Genomic DNA, 16,204 nt, shown 5'->3' with positions numbered 1-16,204 from the left:
GAGCAAGGATCGATCATCTCGACTAGAACCAGGTTTGCGCCGACACCCAGGCACGTGGGGCCTTGGCACCATCGCCGGTGGAAGGCGGCAGGTCATTGCGTGGCCAGGCCAGGTAGGTGCGCAGCAGGAAGCGGCCGCTCTGACCCACGGTGGCGCCGATTCCGAAGCCGCTGAGGGTGAGGCTGTTGGCCGCCCCCGCCACCGTAGCGCCGTTGCGGTTGAAGTGCACCTGCCCGATGTCGTAGAAGGCCAGCAGTGTCAGGGGCAGCCCGATGACCGAGGCATCAATGTCATGGCGGTATTCGAGGTTGAGCAGCAGGCCGGTGTCGCCCACGCCTTCACCGACGGGGTAGGCCCGCACGCCGTAAGGCCCGCCCAGCGTCATCTTCTCGGCGGACGACAGGTTTTTGCTGGCCCACTGGGCTTGCGCCAGCAGCGAAACGCTGGCCGCCCGGTCAAGAATCTGCAGGCGCTGGTAATCGAGGTTCAATTTGCGGAAGGTACCGGCAGTCTTCAGCCCGGTCGCCCCGCTGTCACCGGCCTGGTCGGCCGGGCTCAGCGTCAGCTGGCCCAGCGTGGCGGTGGCCGAGTAGCTGTTGCGTGCCTGCCCGCCGCCGACGCCGTCGGCAAAATTCCCGGCCAGCCCGGCTTTGAGCGACAGGATTTCCCGCTCGCTCCGCAGCGCGGGGGTGGCGGTTTCATCCACCAGCTTCTTGCGCTCCACACCAGCGATGCCCTGCAGATTGGACTCGCGGCTTCGCACCAGCGGCTGAACCACCGTGACGCCGACGATGTCCGCCTGCCCGGTCGCACCCAGCGCCGTGAACTGCTTGCCCAATGCGTATTCGAGCCGCAGCACCTGCGCACTGACTTTGGTGCCGTAACCGCCCACCGGCAGGGTGTAGCCCACCCGGTAGGTGGCCGAGCCCTGCTGACTGGTGTTCTGGACGGTTGCCGCCAGCAGATCGCCACGGCCGAGCAGGTTGTTGACGCTGGCATTGACCGATGCACGGGCTGCCCCCGCCGCGCGGGCGCCGTGGTTGTCCACACCCACGGACAGGTCGGTGCGCGACCCGGCGGCCGTGACCGTCACCACCACATCGGCCTGCCCCGCCTCGCGGCCGGGCTCCACCACGGCGGCGGCATCGTAGCCCGCCAGATCACGCAGCAGCAGCACCGCCTTGTCGAGGGCGTATTCGGTGACTGCCTCGCCGGCCACCAGCTGCTGGCGGACCAGTTGCGTGGCAAAAGCGCTGGATATCTCCGGCGCCTCCGTCTTCACCGTGACCTGTCCGATGCGGGCTTCCAGCACCGCGATGGTCACCGTGCCACCGGTGGCCGCAAAAGCCTGCGCCGGAATGTAGGCCTCGGTGAGCAGATAGCCACGGGCCCGGTAAAAGGCGCTGATCCGGTTGGCGGCTTCCGTCAGGCCAACCAGGTCGGTGGGCCGGTTCAGCTGATCGGCCAGCAGGGGCGCCAGCACTGCGGCATCGAACACCCGGTTCCCCACAAAGCGGAACGCCGCCGGGGCCATGCGCACGGCAAGCGAGGCGGGTGAGCGCACCGCCGGCGCAGGGGCGCGAATGATGGGCGCGCCCTGGCGGGGCGCCGGCAGCGCGGGCGCCTGTGGCACCGACAACACACCCGCATCGGGTCGCCCACGCGGGGTTTGCGCCGTGGCTGCTGCAACAAGCAGCAGACCGACGATCAACAAACCCGAACGGGCCAACAACGGCGACACCGCGCGTGTGAGCAAGACTGTCTCCCCTTACAAAACGAAACAATTTGTAGTGCATCGGGTTGTAGTCGTTCCCCCGATGTAAGTCCAATGCTTTACGCGAAAGAGCTGATGCAAATGCCGGTTCTGCGCAATTTTGGGCATCAAATACAGTCAGGTCGTGCCTATTTCACGACAGTTCGGACTCAAGGCACAGCATGGCTCAGCGCACCGCACAGTCCTGAATTTCCTTGCCCGGGGCGAATTTCGCGACCGAAAAGTCACAGGCGCAGCACCTGTTTTGGCAACACCGCACAGCGCGGCACCTTTGTTGCATGCGCCTACAATCGCAAACCCTTACACGAAATTGACGGCCTCACCGGCCGCGTCTGCTGGAGACCCACTGAATGTCGACCACCCCCGCTGCAACGCCCGCCAACGGCGTGACTCCCCGTGAAGAAAAACGCGCTGAACTGCGCCGTGCAGCGCTCGAATACCACGAGTTTCCGACCCCGGGCAAGGTGGCCATCGCAGCGACCAAGCAACTGACCAACCAGCGCGACCTAGCGCTGGCTTACTCGCCAGGCGTGGCCGCGCCCTGCGAGGAAATCGTCAAGGACCCCAACAACGCGTTCAAGTACACCAGCCGGGGCAACCTGGTGGCCGTCGTCACCAACGGCACTGCCGTGCTGGGCCTGGGCGACATCGGCCCGCTGGCCTCCAAGCCGGTGATGGAAGGCAAGGGCGTGCTGTTCAAGAAGTTCGCCGGCGTGGACGTGTTCGACATCGAGATCGACGAGAAGGACCCCGCCAAGCTGGTGGACATCATCGCGTCGCTGGAGCCGACCTTCGGCGCTATCAACCTGGAAGACATCAAGGCACCCGACTGCTTCTATGTGGAGCGCGAACTGCGCAAGCGCATGAAGATTCCGGTGTTCCATGACGACCAGCACGGCACCGCCATCACCGTGGGCGCCGCAGTGCTGAACGCGCTCAAGGTGGTCGGCAAGAAGCCGGGCGACGTCAAGCTGGTCACATCGGGTGCGGGCGCCGCTGCGCTGGCCTGCCTGAGCCTGCTGCTCAAGCTTGGCATTGAGCGCAAGAACGTGTACGTCACCGACCTGGCCGGTGTGGTCTATGAGGGCCGTACCGAACTGATGGACGAGGACAAGATCCAGTTCGCCCAGAAGACGGACGCGCGCACGCTGGGCGAGGTCATCGACGGCGCAGACATCTTCCTCGGCCTGTCCGCCGGCGGTGTGCTGAAAAAAGACATGGTCGCGAAGATGGCCGCCAAGCCCATCATCCTGGCGCTGGCCAACCCGAACCCGGAGATCACGCCAGAAGAGGTCAAAGCGGTCCGCGACGACGCCATCATGGCCACCGGGCGCACCGACTACCCGAACCAGGTCAACAACGTCCTGTGCTTCCCCTACATCTTCCGCGGCGCGCTGGACGCCGGCGCATCAACCATCACCATCGAGATGGAAATCGCTGCGGTGCATGCGATTGCCGAGCTGGCCCAGGCCGAGCAGAGCGAGGTGGTGGCCGCCGCCTATGTGGGCGAGAAGCTCGCCTTCGGCCCCGAGTACCTGATTCCCAAGCCCTTCGATCCGCGGTTGATGATGAAGATCGCGCCGGCAGTGGCCAAGGCGGCAGCCGACAGCGGTGTCGCCCTGCGTCCGATCAAGGACATGACCGCCTACCGCGAGAAGCTGCAGAGCTTTGTCTACGCCTCTGGCACCATGATGAAGCCCATCTTCACCGCCGCCAAGAGCGCCGCACGCAAGCGTGTGGCCTACGCGGAAGGCGAGGAAGAACGCGTGCTGCGCGCCTGCCAGATCGTGGTCGACGAAGGTCTGGCACGGCCCACGCTGGTCGGCCGTCCGTCCGTAATTGCGCAGCGCATCGAGAAATTCGGCCTGCGCCTGAAAGAAGAGCTGGACTACGACGTCGTCAACGTCGAGCAGGACCACCGCTACCGCGACTTCTGGCAGACCTACCACCGCATCATGGAGCGCCGCGGCGTGACCGTGCAGATGGCCAAGATCGAAATGCGTCGCCGCCTGACGCTGATCTCCGGCATGCTGCTGCACAAGGGTGACGTGGACGGCCTGATCTGCGGCACCTGGGGCACCACCGCACACCACCTGTCTTACCTGGACCAGGTGATCGGCAAGCGCGAAGGCGTGAACACCTACGCCTGCATGAACGGCCTGATGCTGCCGGGCCGCCAGGTCTTCCTGCTCGACACCCATGTCAATTACGACCCGACGGCGGAGCAGCTGACCGAAATCACCACCATGGCCGCCGAGGAAATGATGCGCTTCGGCATCAAGCCCAAGGCCGCCCTCCTGTCGCACTCCAATTTCGGCTCCTCCGACCAGCCCAGTGCATTGAAGATGCGCCGCACCCTCGACCTGCTCCGGGAAAAGGCCCCCTGGCTGGAAGTGGACGGCGAAATGCACGGCGATGTGGCGCTGGACGCCGGCGCCCGCTCGCTGATCATGCCGAACAGCACCCTCTCCGGCGAGGCCAACCTGCTGGTGCTGCCCAATATTGATGCGGCCAATATCTCCTACAACCTGCTCAAGACAGCGGCTGGCGGCAACATCGCGATTGGCCCGGTGCTGCTGGGTGCCGCCAAACCCATGCACATCCTCACACCGACCGCCACCGTGCGCCGGATCGTGAATATGACAGCTCTGACAGTTGCGGACGCCAACGCGGCCAGATAATGCGTAAATAGTGAGCAAGTGCATACTTTTGATGCACTTATTCCCCTGCGCGCCTGCCTAAATTTTCAGCATCCACTTGCCTTTTGCCGCGACTTGCGGCAAACTACCGTTCTTGAATTTTCAGGGTTAACCCGGAAGCATCCGGGCTAAATCTGGAATCAAGTAAAGGATTTTTTTCATGTGGCGCAAAGGGTTGGGGCGATGGCGGCAGATGAATGCCGCCCTGCTGGTGGTCCTGCCGATGCTCATCGGCGGCGCTCTCGCCGGATGCACCAACGCGGTGCACGCCAAGAGCCCTCCAGGACTGGCGGCCGAGACCATCTCAGTCGCCCAGTTGCCGCCCCAGGGGCGCGACGTGATGAAGCTCATTTATCAAGGCGGTCCCTTCCGGTACGACAAGGACGGAACGGTTTTTGGCAATCGGGAGCGGTTTCTCCCGATCAGGCAACGCGGGTATTACCGCGAGTACACCGTCAGAACGCCAGGTGAGCGAAGCCGGGGGGCCCGGCGCATTGTGTGTGGTGGCCAGAAGCCCACCACGCCTGATGCCTGTTATTACACCGACGATCACTATGCGAGTTTTCGCAGAATCGTTCAGTAAGCTGAACCGTGATTGTCACTTTGAGTTGTTGACCTAAGAGAAAGAGTAGCGGAGATGGATACACCACTTCGTCGTGACAGCGACGCTCCTGCGCGCAAGGACCACGAAACGCCCTTGCGTGGCGTGCGTCCGAACATCGTGCAGTCGATTCGCGCGTTCCGCGTGCAGGACCTGCAGGATGCCGCGACGCACCTGAACCAGCACTTCCTGTATGCCAACCTGTGCAACGCACAGAGCAAGCAGGACGTGCTGGACATGATTGCAGCCCAGTACACCTTCCCGGCCCACTTCGGGAAGAACTTCGATGCGCTGTACGACTGCATGACCGACCTGGTCCACAAGTCTGGCCCGCAGCCGGGCTTTATCGTGGTGCTGGAGCAGATTCCTGCCCACGCCAAGTTCGACAAGGAAGCGCGCGAGCAGCTGCTCGACATCTTCAGGGATGCCGCGGACTACTGGGCGGATCGAAAGATCCCGTTCAGATGCTTCTATTCTTTTCTGTAGCCCGCTCCCCAGACATCGGCCAAGGGGATCGGGCGAATGAGGCCCAGCAAGCAGTTGCAGAAGGTGAAGAACCCATGCCTACCGACAAACTGGTAGACGTGTCGCCACTGGCTTTGCGCATGAGCAGTCCGTTCAACGCGGGTTACTGGCTCGCGGCTGCCTGAAGTCGCTGACTTCAGCTGCACAAAAAGCCCGCTTTTGCGGGCTTTTTTCATGCCACCGTCACGCGTCGCTGGCGGCTGATGGTGCCTCTCCAGTCAGGCTGTGAGCGAGTGACACGTATTCCGCCACCGGCACCTCTTCAGCCCGGCGCTGGACGTCAAACACACCCGAATAAGCCCGCTGGTCCAGCCATTTGCCAAGCGTGTGGCGCAGCAGCTTGCGCCGCTGACTGAAGGCGACCTGCACCAGCTCGCTGAGGGCGGCCACGCGGAGCGGGACAAATTCGGCATGCGGCACCATGCGCACCACCGCACTGTCGACACGCGGCGGTGGGTCGAAGCTCTCCGGCGGGACGAAAAGCACGTTCTCCATCGCGTAGCGCCACTGCAGCATGACGCTGAGGCGACCGTAGTCGCTGGTGGCAGGCGACGCGACCATGCGGTCAATCACTTCCTTTTGCAGCATGAAGTGCTGGTCTTCAATGACATCCACCGCATCGAGCAGGTGAAAGAGGATCGGGGTGGAAATGTTGTAGGGCAGGTTGCCCACGACGCGGAGTTTCCGGATAGTGGGCAAGTCCTTCTCACCGGGCCAAGACGCCTCTTGCGCCAGCCGCAGGAAATCGACCTTGAGCACATCGGATTCGACCACCCGGAGCTGCGGATGGGAGCGCAGCTGGCTGGCCAGATCCCGGTCGAGTTCGATGACGGTGAGCCGGCCCAGGCGCTCCACCAGCGGCTGTGTCAGCGCGGCAAGGCCGGGACCGATCTCGACCACGCGTTGACCGGGTTCGGGCGCAATCGCGCGCACGATGTCCTCAATGATTCCCTGATCGGTCAGGAAATGCTGGCCGAAGCGCTTACGGGGAATGTGTTTCACGTCATGCCATCAGGCGTGCGCAGGCCCGGGCCAGGCCAGCCATCACCAAACAATTGGGTTACTGGGGAGCTTCCCGGTATTCCACATAGGCCCTGCCCCGGACCTCTTGCGCCCACAGGGCGACGGCCTCGCCCAGTTTTCTCTCGCGCAGGACACTGCGCGCCAGCTCCCGCTGCTCGCGCGGTGACAGCTGGGTATTGCGGCGCTCCAGCACCTGGATGAGGTGAACACCGAAACGCGACACCAGCGGCTGCGAAATCTGGTTCGGCGCCAGGCCATTCATGGCATTTTCGAACTCAGGCACAAACAAGCCCGGACCCGCCCAACCGAGGTCGCCGCCGTCTTTGGCCGATGCATCCTCGCTGTTGTCACGGGCCAGCGCTGCAAAATCGGCTTGTCCGGCCACCACCTGCTGGCGCAGCCCGGCCAGTTTTTCGATGGCGGCAGCCTCGCTCAACTGCGGACTGGGCCGCAGCAGGATGTGCCGGGCGCGGGTCTGTGTGATGGCCATGCTGGGCATGCCCGCCTGGCGCTTTTCAATCACCTTGAGGATGTGGAAACCGGCGCCACTTCGGACCGGACCGGCCAGACCACCGACGGGCAGGGTCTTGACGGCCTCCACAAACAGCGGTGGATAACGGTCCACGTCGCGCAAGCCCATCTGCCCCCCCGTGCTGCGGGTGGCCGAGCCAGAGAACTCCAGGGCGAGGGCCGCAAAATCGCCACCGGCGCGCGCGCGCTCCACCACCTGCTGGGCCCTGGCCTGCAAGGCCGACACCTGATCGGCGGTCGCAGTCTCGGGGACTGGTACCAGAATTTCCGCCAGATTCAGCGCCTCGGGCGTGGCCGCGCCTGCGCCCGCCTGCTCGGCGAGGAACTGGTCGATGTCCTGCTCGGTGACCACCACACGGGGTTCCACCTCACGCTGACGCAAGCGGCTGACCAGCATTTCATCACGCAGTTCAGACCGGAACTGGTTGTAGTCAATGCCATCGGCCCTAAGGCGGCGGCGCAGCTCCTCGACCGTGATCTGGTTCTGTCGGGCCACGGTTTCCACCGCGCCCTCTACCGCGCTTTCCTCGACACGGATGCCTGAGGTCTTGGCCAGCTGGAGCTGCGCCTTGTCGATGATCATGCGGTCCAGGATCTGGGTCACCATCTCCCTGCGCGGCGGCATCGCCAGGCCCTGCTGTGCAATCTGCTGCTCGGTGCGCAACAGCCGCACGCGCACCTCGGTGTTGGTGATCGGCTCGGAATTCACCACCGCCACGATGTAATCGGCCTGCCGTGTTGCGCCCGCAGGCGCCGGGGCAGCGGCGGGACCCAGCAGGCGCTGGGCAGGCACCACCGGCCTGAGTCCCTGCGCGTGAACGGCCAGTGCCGGCAGCAGTGCACAGACCAGTGCAGACAGGATGCCCGGGACGAGGCTGAATTTTGCGGAAGAAGGATTATTCATAGGTGGTGAAGCGGCTCGGAGCCTCGATTTTCTCACGCAAGTACTGATAACGCGGCACATTTGACTTGAGCGTCTGGAGGGTGTTTGCACCAATGCGCGAGAAGCCGACCAGCTCCAGCTGGAACAGGATGCGGGTGTTGGAGTTGCTGATGCTGTTCGACGAGCGCTGAAGTACCAGGCGGGCAATCCAGCAGCATCCGTCGTATTCGAACCCGATGACCGAGTCCACCAGCTTCTTGTCGATCGTGCTGTAGTTCAGGCGGCCCACGCTGTAGAGGCGTCCACCGCCCTGCCCGCGCCCCTCGCCGAGGTCCAGGCCCTTGTCGCCCCACAGGTCGTTGACCGGCCACTGCCAGCCCACGTCAATCTGTTCGCTCACATTGCGCTGGCGGCGGAATGCGGCGCTGATCGCACGATAAGGCGTGGGGTTGTAGCGCACCCCAATGGACGCTCGTTCTGATTGACGAATTTTCTGGTTGTATTGCACAGTGGCATCAAAAGCCCACTGCGGTGTCCAACTAATCGAGGCGCCAGCCAACAAATCGCTCACACGATCGGTAATCGGAAGAGCGCCTGGCGTCGTCACACGTTGATCTGCAAAACGCAAGCGCTGGGCCACACCCACCCGCACCACCTCTGCCCCGGTAGAGGGCTCCAGCAAGCGGGAAGTCACGCCCAGAGTCAGCAGGTTGGCGTCCGCGATACGGTCATTGCCACCGAAGGCGTTTTCCGTGAAGACGGTCGCAAAATTGAAATCGGTAAGGCCCGAATCGTAGTTGGGCAGATTACTCTGGTCGCGAAAGGGTGTCCGCACGTAAAAGGCGCGCGGCTCCAGGGTCTGGGTAAAACTTCGACCGAAATAATCAGTACTTCTTTCAAACTGAAGGCCACTGTCAAGACTAAATGTCGGCACCACACGTGATGCGCTGGTCGAACCATTGGCCAGCGTTGAGTCGAACTGGTAATTAGTCGCATGCAACTGGATCTTGGGTGTAACGTAACCAGCAACGCCCAGCATTGGATAACTCGCCACGAACCGGGTGACCGCGCGATTGGCGTTCGGCTGTCGCGTCAGGCTACGGTCTGCAGAAAACCGGGTCAACTCGCCCAGAACGTACCAGTCAAAACCCCGACCCACCCCAAGCAACGGAGCATCGACTCGCGTGTAGTTTGCCGTGATCTGCGGCAATATGTCATATGGCGGCGTGATGGGAGAAGTGACGTCTTGCAGGGTCTGCCATTTGATCGTGCGAAGCGTAGTGCCAAAGAAACCTCGACCCCACGACAAAATGACATCGTTAGGTAATAGCCGTTGGGAGGTAGCGGCGCCCGGCGTCTGAAAATCGCGCCAGTAATCATTGTCACTGACCCGGTTCAGGTTCATCGACAGGCCCACCGCCCCCACTGACGCGATTCCGGTGTTGATCGGTCCGGTGTGCTGAAGGCTGTAGGACCACCGGTCGCGGTTACGCAACTTGTCGCCAGGCAGGATATTTGCACGCAGCGTGCCCGAATACCCGGGCTCCAGATAACGGAACTCCCCGGCCAGATCCACACCGCGCTTGCTGATGTACGCCGGCGACAGCGTGGCATCGCGGTTGGGCGCGATATCAAAATAGTAGGGCTGCCGGTACTCAAAGCCGCTGACCGAGCTGGTGGCAATCGTCGGCGGCAATAAACCCGACTTGCGCTTGTCGCTCAAAGGAAAACTCACCGACGGGAACGCCAGAATGGGCACCTTCTTGAACCGGATCACTGCATTTTTAGCCACCCCGACATCAGTTTCAAGATCAAACTCGAAGCTGTCTGCGGTGAGCACCCAGGATGGCTCCCAGGTGGCCTCGTTGTTGCGTTCGCAGGTGGTGTAGCTGGCCTTGCGTGCCGTGAGGTGCTTGTCGTCCAGAAAGTCAATGCGCTCGGCGCGACCATTGCCGCCATTGCTCAGGAAGCGGTAGCCCGGTGAAGTGAAGAAGCCCTCGAAGCGGTCCAGCTTGATCTCCAGCTCGGGGCCGTCAAAGCGGTTACCGGCGCGGTTGATGCGCACGTTGCCGCGGCTCTTGACCTGGTCATCCGGCTGGTAGTACTCGATGCGATCGGCGCGAATCGATGTAGCACCGCGGCGGAGTTCGGCGTTGCCGTCAATCAGCGTGTCCAGATCGGGACGCCCGGTGACGCGGTCACCGAAGACAAAGGTCGGTCCCTTGTCTTCCGGCCGGCTGGAGACTTCCTCCGCCAGCATGGGCGTGCTCTTGAGCTTGAGCCCCTCACCGACCACCTGCCCGGCCGTGCTTTCAGCAACCGGCGAGGTCGATGGGGTGGCGAGTGATGCCGGTGCGGCCTGCGTCTGGCCGTGCGCCAACCCTGCCCCCCCGCAGAAGGCGCCCAGCACCACCCACGAGACCGCGCGCGCTACCGGGGAAAGAATAAAGGGCAAGGGAGATGCCGGGCGCATCGTGAATGTGAGATAAACCCATTTGTAAAATCAGGCCCGATTATCCATGACCCACCCTCCTGCACCCTTTACACACCACAGGGTGCCAACACGGACCCGGCGCGCTTGCACAGCAGCCGTCGTTGCCGCATGACAACGCCCCTGATCACCTGGACCGATGCCGCGCGCGCCAGCGCTTTTTCGCAGTGGCTGCACGCCGTGGCGCCACAGCATGCCCTGCTGCCCGATACCGTGCGTCCCGCATCGGCCGATGCGAGCTTTCGACGCTATTTCCGCGTTGATGCAGAGCCCGGCCACACGAATGATGCGAAGAGTTACATCATCATGGATGCGCCCCCGGCACTGGAGAACTGCCGTCCCTTCGTGGACATCGCCCGCCTGATCCACGACGCAGGCCTGTCTGCGCCCGAGGTGCTGGCGTGGGACGAGCTGCAGGGCTTCATGCTCCTCAGCGATCTCGGCAGCCAGACCATGATGGAGGTGATTGCGCCGCCCGAGGGGCCTGACGCAGTGGCCGTGGCCACACCAGCCCACCATGCGCTGTACATGGCCGCCATCGACACCCTGATCGGCTGGCAGCTGGCCTCGCGGCCCGGCGTGCTGCCACCCTATGACGACGCCCTGTTGTCCCGTGAACTGGCGCTGTTCCCCGAGTGGTATGTCGCAAAACACCGCGGCATCGCGGTGGATGCCGGCTTGCAGGGCAAGCTGAGTGGCCTGTTCGAGCAGATCAAGGCCAGCAACCTGAACGCACTGGACGGCGCGCGCGTGTTCGTTCACCGCGACTTCATGCCCAGGAATTTAATAGCCCCCACGCTTGTCGCTTCGCGTACTACGCTGCCCCCTCAAGGGGCTAATTTTCCTAGGGGCGGCCCGTCGGAAAATTTCATGTCCCACACAACACGCGCTGAACCACGGTTAGGGGTACTTGACTTCCAGGACGCGGTTTACGGCCCCATCACCTATGACATCGCCAGCCTGCTGCGCGACGCCTTCCTGAGCTGGGAGGAAGACTTTGTGCTCGATGTCACAGTGCGCTACTGGCAGAAGGCGCGCGCCGCCGGCCTGCCGGTGGGCGATGACTTTGGCGAGTTCTACCGTGCCGTTGAATGGATGGGCCTGCAGCGCCACCTGAAAGTGCTGGGCATTTTTGCGCGCCTCACGCTGCGCGACGGCAAGCCCAAATACCTGGCCGACACGCCGCGCTTCATCCGTTACGTGCGCAACACCGCGGCGCGCTACCGCCAGCTCGGGCCGCTGATGGTGCTGCTCGACGAAATCGAAGGCAACGAGACCCGAATCGGGTACACCTTTTGATGGGCATCGCACTGCTTGATGTGGGCCCGCCGTGAGCGCGCGTTTTTTCGCCGACATCCCGCTGTCCACAGGCCTGACGGTCACCCTGCCGGAGCAGGCCGCACGCCATGTGCAGGTGCTGCGCCTGCAGCCCGGCAAGTCCATCGTGCTCTTCAACGGCCTGGGCAACGGTGACGGTGTCAGCGAAGGCGAGTTCACCGCCACCATCACCCGCATGGGCCGCAGCGACGTGGAAGTCACCGTCGGCGCCTACCAGGCCACCGCACGCGAGCTGCCGCGCGCCATCCACCTCGCCATGGGCATGCCCGCCAACGAACGCATGGACTGGCTGGTCGAGAAAGCCAGCGAGCTGGGGGCGGCCAGCATCCAGCCGTTGGTCTGCGAGCGCAGCGTGCTGCGCCTGAAGGGCGAGCGGGCCGACAAGAAACTGACGCATTGGCGCGCGGTGGCCGGCGCTGCCAGCGAGCAGTGCGGCCGCAATCGCCTGCCCGTGATCCATGAGGTGCTCAGCCTCACCGACTGGCTTGCGTCCTTGCCGGCTCCCGCCGCCAGCGCACCATTGGCCAACCGGCTGCTGCTCTCCTTGCAGGCCAGCGCCTTGCCCCTCGTCCAGCGCGCCGCGCCCTCGGGCCCGTTGATATTTCTCAGTGGTCCTGAAGGCGGTTTGAGCCCGTCCGAAGAGGCCACCGCAATGGCTGCTGGCTTTGTGGCTGTCACCCTCGGGCCACGCGTGCTGCGTGCTGAAACCGCGCCGCTGGCCTGCCTCGCCCTGCTGGGGGGCGCCGCATGAACCGCAACCTCTGGCTGCTGGTGGTCTGCCAAGGCCTGTTCCTCACCAACAACGTCACCTTTATCGCCATCAACGGGTTGGTTGGTCTCAATCTGGCGCCGTTAGGCTGGATGGCCACGCTGCCGGTGATGGGCTATGTGGTCGGCGGTGCACTGGCCACCGGCCCGGTGGCCTTTACCCAGCGCCGCTTTGGCCGGCAGGCTTCGTTCCAGCTCGGTCTGGCGGTGGCGGTGGCATCGGCGCTGCTGTGCTGCTATGCCGCCTACAGCCGCAATTTCTGGCTGCTGGTGGTGGCCACTGTGGTGGCCGGCTATTACGCAGCCAATGCCCAGCTGTACCGCTTTGCGGCCGCAGAGCTGTCGCTTCCGGCCTTTCGGGAAAAGGCCATTTCTCTGGTGATGGCGGGCGGCCTGCTCGGTGCGATCGCTGGCCCCAATCTGGCCGCACAGACGCGCAGCCTGACCGACGTGCCCTTCGCCGGCGCGTATCTGGCGCTGGCCGGCGTCGCGCTGCTGGCCATGGGGCTGCTGAGCCAGATTCGCTTTCCGCCAGTTGCCGAGACGACCGGTTCGCACGGCGGGCGGCCGCTGGGCGAGATTGTTCGGCAGCCGGTCTTCATCATCGCCGCAGCGTGCGGCGCACTGGGTTACGGCGTGATGAACCTGCTGATGGCAGCCACGCCGATTGCCATGCAGACCTGCGGCCTGCCGTTTTCTGATGTGGCCACCGTGCTGGAATGGCACGTGATCGGCATGTTTGCACCCGGATTTTTCACGGGCCACCTGATCAAGCGGTTTGGCACCCTGCCCATCATGGCGGTCGGTCTGGTGCTGAACATCGGGTGCGTGCTGATTGCGCTGTCGGGGGTAGATTTCACGCAGTTTCTCGCCGCGCTCTTTTTGCTCGGGCTGGGCTGGAACTTCCTCTTCACCGGCGCCACCACACTGGCGCTGACCGCTTACCGACCGGAAGAAAAAGACAAGGCCCAGGGCGCGCTGAACTTCTGCGTGTTCGTCGTGCTGGCGCTGTCCTCGCTGTCGTCGGGTGTGCTGGTCACCACGCAGGGCTGGACGCTGCTGAATGTCGGCTCGCTGTTCCCGCTGGCGTTGACCGGGCTGGCCCTAGGCTGGCTGGCGCTGCGCCGCAGCCGGGCGGGTGCCGTAGCCTAGAACCGGGCATCCAGCCAGGCCTTCAGCGCATCGAAGACCGGCGTCGCAAACTGCTCGTTGAAGAGCTCGTGGTAGAGACCATCAAAACACTGGCTGGTCACCATGCCCGGCTTCACCTGCGCTGACGTCGCAGCCGCCCTGGCAAAAGCCCGGCTGCCTGCCGGATTGACCAGCCGGTCAGCGCCAGCATAAAGCAGCAGGGTCGGCGTGGACCACCGCGCGGCCGCTTCGATGGTGGGCGGGCCGTTGTCGGCAATGAAGCGCCCCAGCCGGGCCGAGATGCGGTTGTGCACCAATCGGTCGGCGCGGTAGGCCGCGAGCACCTGCGGGTCGTGCGACAGATAGCGCTCATCGAGTCCGTTGCCCACGGTGAGATCGGGCGCCACACGGGGCAACACCGCGAGCAGCAGCTTTTGCAGCGGGTTGAGGCCGGCATCGAGCGCAGGCGACGACAGCACCAGGCCATCGACCGGGCGCAAACCCAGCGACACAAAGCGGCTCGTCACCAGCCCACCCAGACTGTGCCCCAACAGAATCAAGGGCAAAGGCTCTGTCACCCCTTCCGGCTGCAGGCTGTGCCGCCGCGTGTCGTCAACGATCTCGGCCAGGTCTTCCAGCAGCGCATCGTCGCTGGGCAACACACCACGCGCGCCACCCGACTCGCCGTGGCCGCGCTGGTCATAGGCGCGCACCGCAAAGCCCCAGTCCAGCAGCTTGTGCGCCACATTCGCATAGCGGCCCACATGCTCACCCAAGCCATGCACCATCAGCACCAGGGCACGCGGCGGTGCAGGCTCCAACCCCAGGCCGAGCGTCCACTCATCGAGTGGCCAGTCGTACACCGCCAGGTTTTCACCGTCGCGCGCGGTGAAAGGCGCCAGAACAGTCGGCTGCATGCGGGCGTTTCGCTTCAGGCGCTGTGCGGGCGGCGCCGCATCAGCCTGGCACGCGGGCCATCACGTGCGCCACTGCGGCCGTCAGCTTCTTGGCATAAGGCACATGCAGGAACTCATTCGGTCCGTGGGCATTGCTTTTGGGGCCGAGCACGCCGCAGACCATCATCTGCGCCTTCGGAAAGCCCTTGCTCAGCATGTTCATCAGCGGAATGGTGCCGCCCTGGCCGATGGTGCCGCAAGCTGCGCCAAAGAAGCTTTGCGAGGCATCGTTGAGCGCGCTCTCGAACCACGGCACGGTGCTGGGCGCATTCCAGCCGGTGGCGCCACCATTGCTTTCAAACGTCACCTTCGCCTGATACGGTGCGTTGTCTTCCAGCAGGGTCTTGAGCTCCTGCACGGCGGCGGCCGCGTCGATCAGCGGCGGGAAGCGCAGCGACAGCTTGAAGGCGGTGTAGGGCCGCAGCACATTGCCTGCATCCTGGAGCGTCGGAAAGCCTTCGGCACCAGTCACGCTCAGCGTGGGGCGCCAGGTACGGTTCAGCAGCGCCTCGACCGGGTCTGTCGTGGTGGGCAGGGCGAACGTGCTGGCACCTTCGCAGTCGTAGTGCGCCCACGGGAAGCGCTTGTAGATTTCGTCGCCGAGGATTTGCGCCGTGGCTTTGGCCTGTGCGAGCCGGTCGGCCGGAATCTCGCAGTGAAAACTTTGCGGCAACAGGCGCCCGGTCTTGCTGTCTTCGAGCCGGTCCAGCACCTGACGCAGGATACGAAAGCTCGAAGGCACCAGGCCGCTGGCATCACCAGAGTGCACGCCTTCGGTCAGCACCTCCACCTTCAGTACACCCGCCGCGTTGCCGCGCAGGCTGGTGGTGAGCCAGAGCTGGTCGTAGTTGCCGGCACCGGAGTCGAGACAGACCACCAGCGCCACCTCGCCCAGACGCGAACGCAGCGCATCCACATAGGGCAGCAGGTCGTAGGAGCCGCTCTCCTCACAGGTTTCAATCAGGCCGACGATGCGCGGGTGCGGCACCTTCTGCGCCTTCAGGGCCTGAATGGCTGCAATACTGGCGTACACCGCATAGCCGTCGTCGGCTGCGCCGCGGCCATAGAGCTTGCCGTCTTCGTATTTGGCGGTCCACGGGCTCAGGTCCTTGCGCCAGCCGTTGAACTCGGGTTGTTTGTCCAGGTGACCGTACATCAGGACAGTTTGTGTGGACCCGGCGCGCGTGGCTGGAATCTCGAAGAACAGCACCGGCGTGCGGCCTTCGAGACGCACTACTTCCAGCGTCAGGCCTTCCACTTTCTGCGCCTCGACCCACGCGGCGGCATTGCGCATCACGGTGTCGATGTGGCCGTGTTGTGCCCAGTCGCTGTCAAACGTGGGCGACTTCGCCGGGATGGCGATGTAGTCGGTGATCTGCCGGAGGATGTCGCCATCCCATTGGGCGCTGACCTGGTTCAGGGCCTCGGTGGCATTGAGGATGCTGGCGGGAATTTCGCGGTGCAGGGGGGCATTCATGCGGGGC

The 16,204-nt window shown here is 63.9% G+C and carries 12 protein-coding genes; 6 read left to right on the top strand and 6 right to left on the bottom strand.

Going from position 1 to position 16,204, the window contains the following annotated elements:
- Positions 1-22: 22 nt before the first annotated feature.
- A complete protein-coding gene (locus AAG793_RS13840; protein WP_341909101.1) occupies positions 23-1,756 on the bottom strand; it encodes a ShlB/FhaC/HecB family hemolysin secretion/activation protein in 1,734 nt (577 codons plus the stop codon).
- A 368-nt stretch (positions 1,757-2,124) separates the two neighbouring features.
- Between AAG793_RS13840 and AAG793_RS13835 the strand changes: the two genes are divergently transcribed.
- The 3 genes from AAG793_RS13835 (at position 2,125) to AAG793_RS13825 (ending at position 5,560) form a co-directional block, all read left to right on the top strand.
- A complete protein-coding gene (locus AAG793_RS13835; RefSeq protein WP_341909098.1) occupies positions 2,125-4,455 on the top strand; it encodes an NADP-dependent malic enzyme in 2,331 nt (776 codons plus the stop codon).
- Positions 4,456-4,696: 241 nt separating this feature from the next.
- Positions 4,697-5,056 (top strand): ribonuclease domain-containing protein, encoded by a 360-nt coding sequence (locus tag AAG793_RS13830; RefSeq protein ID WP_341909137.1) that lies wholly within the window; start codon positions 4,697-4,699, stop codon positions 5,054-5,056.
- A 54-nt stretch (positions 5,057-5,110) separates the two neighbouring features.
- Positions 5,111-5,560, top strand: a complete 450-nt coding sequence (locus AAG793_RS13825; protein WP_341909096.1) for a barstar family protein — start codon at positions 5,111-5,113, stop codon at positions 5,558-5,560.
- A gap of 222 nt (positions 5,561-5,782) precedes the next feature.
- Here the strand turns inward: AAG793_RS13825 and rsmA are convergent, their stop codons facing one another.
- The 3 genes from rsmA to AAG793_RS13810 are packed head-to-tail and all read right to left on the bottom strand — an operon-like array spanning position 5,783 to position 10,296.
- Positions 5,783-6,601 (bottom strand): 16S rRNA (adenine(1518)-N(6)/adenine(1519)-N(6))-dimethyltransferase RsmA, encoded by an 819-nt coding sequence (gene rsmA / locus AAG793_RS13820; RefSeq protein WP_341909094.1) that lies wholly within the window; start codon positions 6,599-6,601, stop codon positions 5,783-5,785.
- A gap of 58 nt (positions 6,602-6,659) precedes the next feature.
- On the bottom strand, positions 6,660-8,057 hold the full coding sequence (locus AAG793_RS13815; RefSeq protein ID WP_341909091.1) for a peptidylprolyl isomerase: 1,398 nt from the start codon (positions 8,055-8,057) through the stop codon (positions 6,660-6,662).
- Positions 8,050-10,296 (bottom strand): LPS-assembly protein LptD, encoded by a 2,247-nt coding sequence (locus AAG793_RS13810; protein WP_341909090.1) that lies wholly within the window; start codon positions 10,294-10,296, stop codon positions 8,050-8,052. The genes AAG793_RS13815 and AAG793_RS13810 overlap by 8 nt, the downstream gene beginning before the upstream one ends.
- Positions 10,297-10,638: 342 nt before the next feature.
- Between AAG793_RS13810 and AAG793_RS13805 the strand changes: the two genes are divergently transcribed.
- The 3 genes from AAG793_RS13805 to AAG793_RS13795 are packed head-to-tail and all read left to right on the top strand — an operon-like array spanning position 10,639 to position 13,785.
- The gene (locus AAG793_RS13805; protein WP_341909088.1) at positions 10,639-11,826 is read left to right on the top strand and encodes a phosphotransferase; all 1,188 of its coding nucleotides are present in this window, start codon (positions 10,639-10,641) and stop codon (positions 11,824-11,826) included.
- A 31-nt stretch (positions 11,827-11,857) separates the two neighbouring features.
- Entirely contained in the window at positions 11,858-12,616 is a 759-nt protein-coding gene (locus tag AAG793_RS13800; RefSeq protein ID WP_341909086.1) for a 16S rRNA (uracil(1498)-N(3))-methyltransferase, read from the top strand.
- A complete protein-coding gene (locus tag AAG793_RS13795) occupies positions 12,613-13,785 on the top strand; it encodes an MFS transporter (protein ID WP_341909083.1) in 1,173 nt (390 codons plus the stop codon). Before AAG793_RS13800 ends, AAG793_RS13795 begins: the two co-directional genes overlap by 4 nt.
- Here the strand turns inward: AAG793_RS13795 and AAG793_RS13790 are convergent.
- Positions 13,782-14,681: a lysophospholipase gene (locus tag AAG793_RS13790; protein WP_341909081.1), complete on the bottom strand. Its 900-nt coding sequence runs from the start codon at positions 14,679-14,681 to the stop codon at positions 13,782-13,784. The genes AAG793_RS13795 and AAG793_RS13790 overlap by 4 nt on opposite strands.
- A 40-nt stretch (positions 14,682-14,721) precedes the next feature.
- Complete coding sequence (locus AAG793_RS13785; protein ID WP_341909079.1) at positions 14,722-16,197, bottom strand: M20 family metallopeptidase; 1,476 nt, start codon at positions 16,195-16,197, stop codon at positions 14,722-14,724.
- Between the last annotated feature and the right edge of the window lie 7 nt (positions 16,198-16,204).

Origin of the sequence: Polaromonas sp. YR568, assembly GCF_943372955.1 — a bacterium.
Lineage (GTDB): Bacteria > Pseudomonadota > Gammaproteobacteria > Burkholderiales > Burkholderiaceae_C > Polaromonas.
This window is presented reverse-complemented; position numbering and strand designations above follow the sequence as displayed.

Coding starts and splice junctions, on each gene's coding strand:
- AAG793_RS13835 (WP_341909098.1), top strand. CDS start 2,125: ATGTCGACCACCCCCGCTGCAACGCCCGCCAACGGCGTGACTCCCCGT.
- AAG793_RS13830 (WP_341909137.1), top strand. CDS start 4,697: ATGCTCATCGGCGGCGCTCTCGCCGGATGCACCAACGCGGTGCACGCC.
- AAG793_RS13825 (WP_341909096.1), top strand. CDS start 5,111: ATGGATACACCACTTCGTCGTGACAGCGACGCTCCTGCGCGCAAGGAC.
- AAG793_RS13815 (WP_341909091.1), bottom strand. CDS start 8,057: ATGAATAATCCTTCTTCCGCAAAATTCAGCCTCGTCCCGGGCATCCTG.
- AAG793_RS13810 (WP_341909090.1), bottom strand. CDS start 10,296: ATGCTGGCGGAGGAAGTCTCCAGCCGGCCGGAAGACAAGGGACCGACC.
- AAG793_RS13805 (WP_341909088.1), top strand. CDS start 10,639: ATGACAACGCCCCTGATCACCTGGACCGATGCCGCGCGCGCCAGCGCT.
- AAG793_RS13795 (WP_341909083.1), top strand. CDS start 12,613: ATGAACCGCAACCTCTGGCTGCTGGTGGTCTGCCAAGGCCTGTTCCTC.
- AAG793_RS13790 (WP_341909081.1), bottom strand. CDS start 14,681: ATGCAGCCGACTGTTCTGGCGCCTTTCACCGCGCGCGACGGTGAAAAC.
- AAG793_RS13785 (WP_341909079.1), bottom strand. CDS start 16,197: ATGAATGCCCCCCTGCACCGCGAAATTCCCGCCAGCATCCTCAATGCC.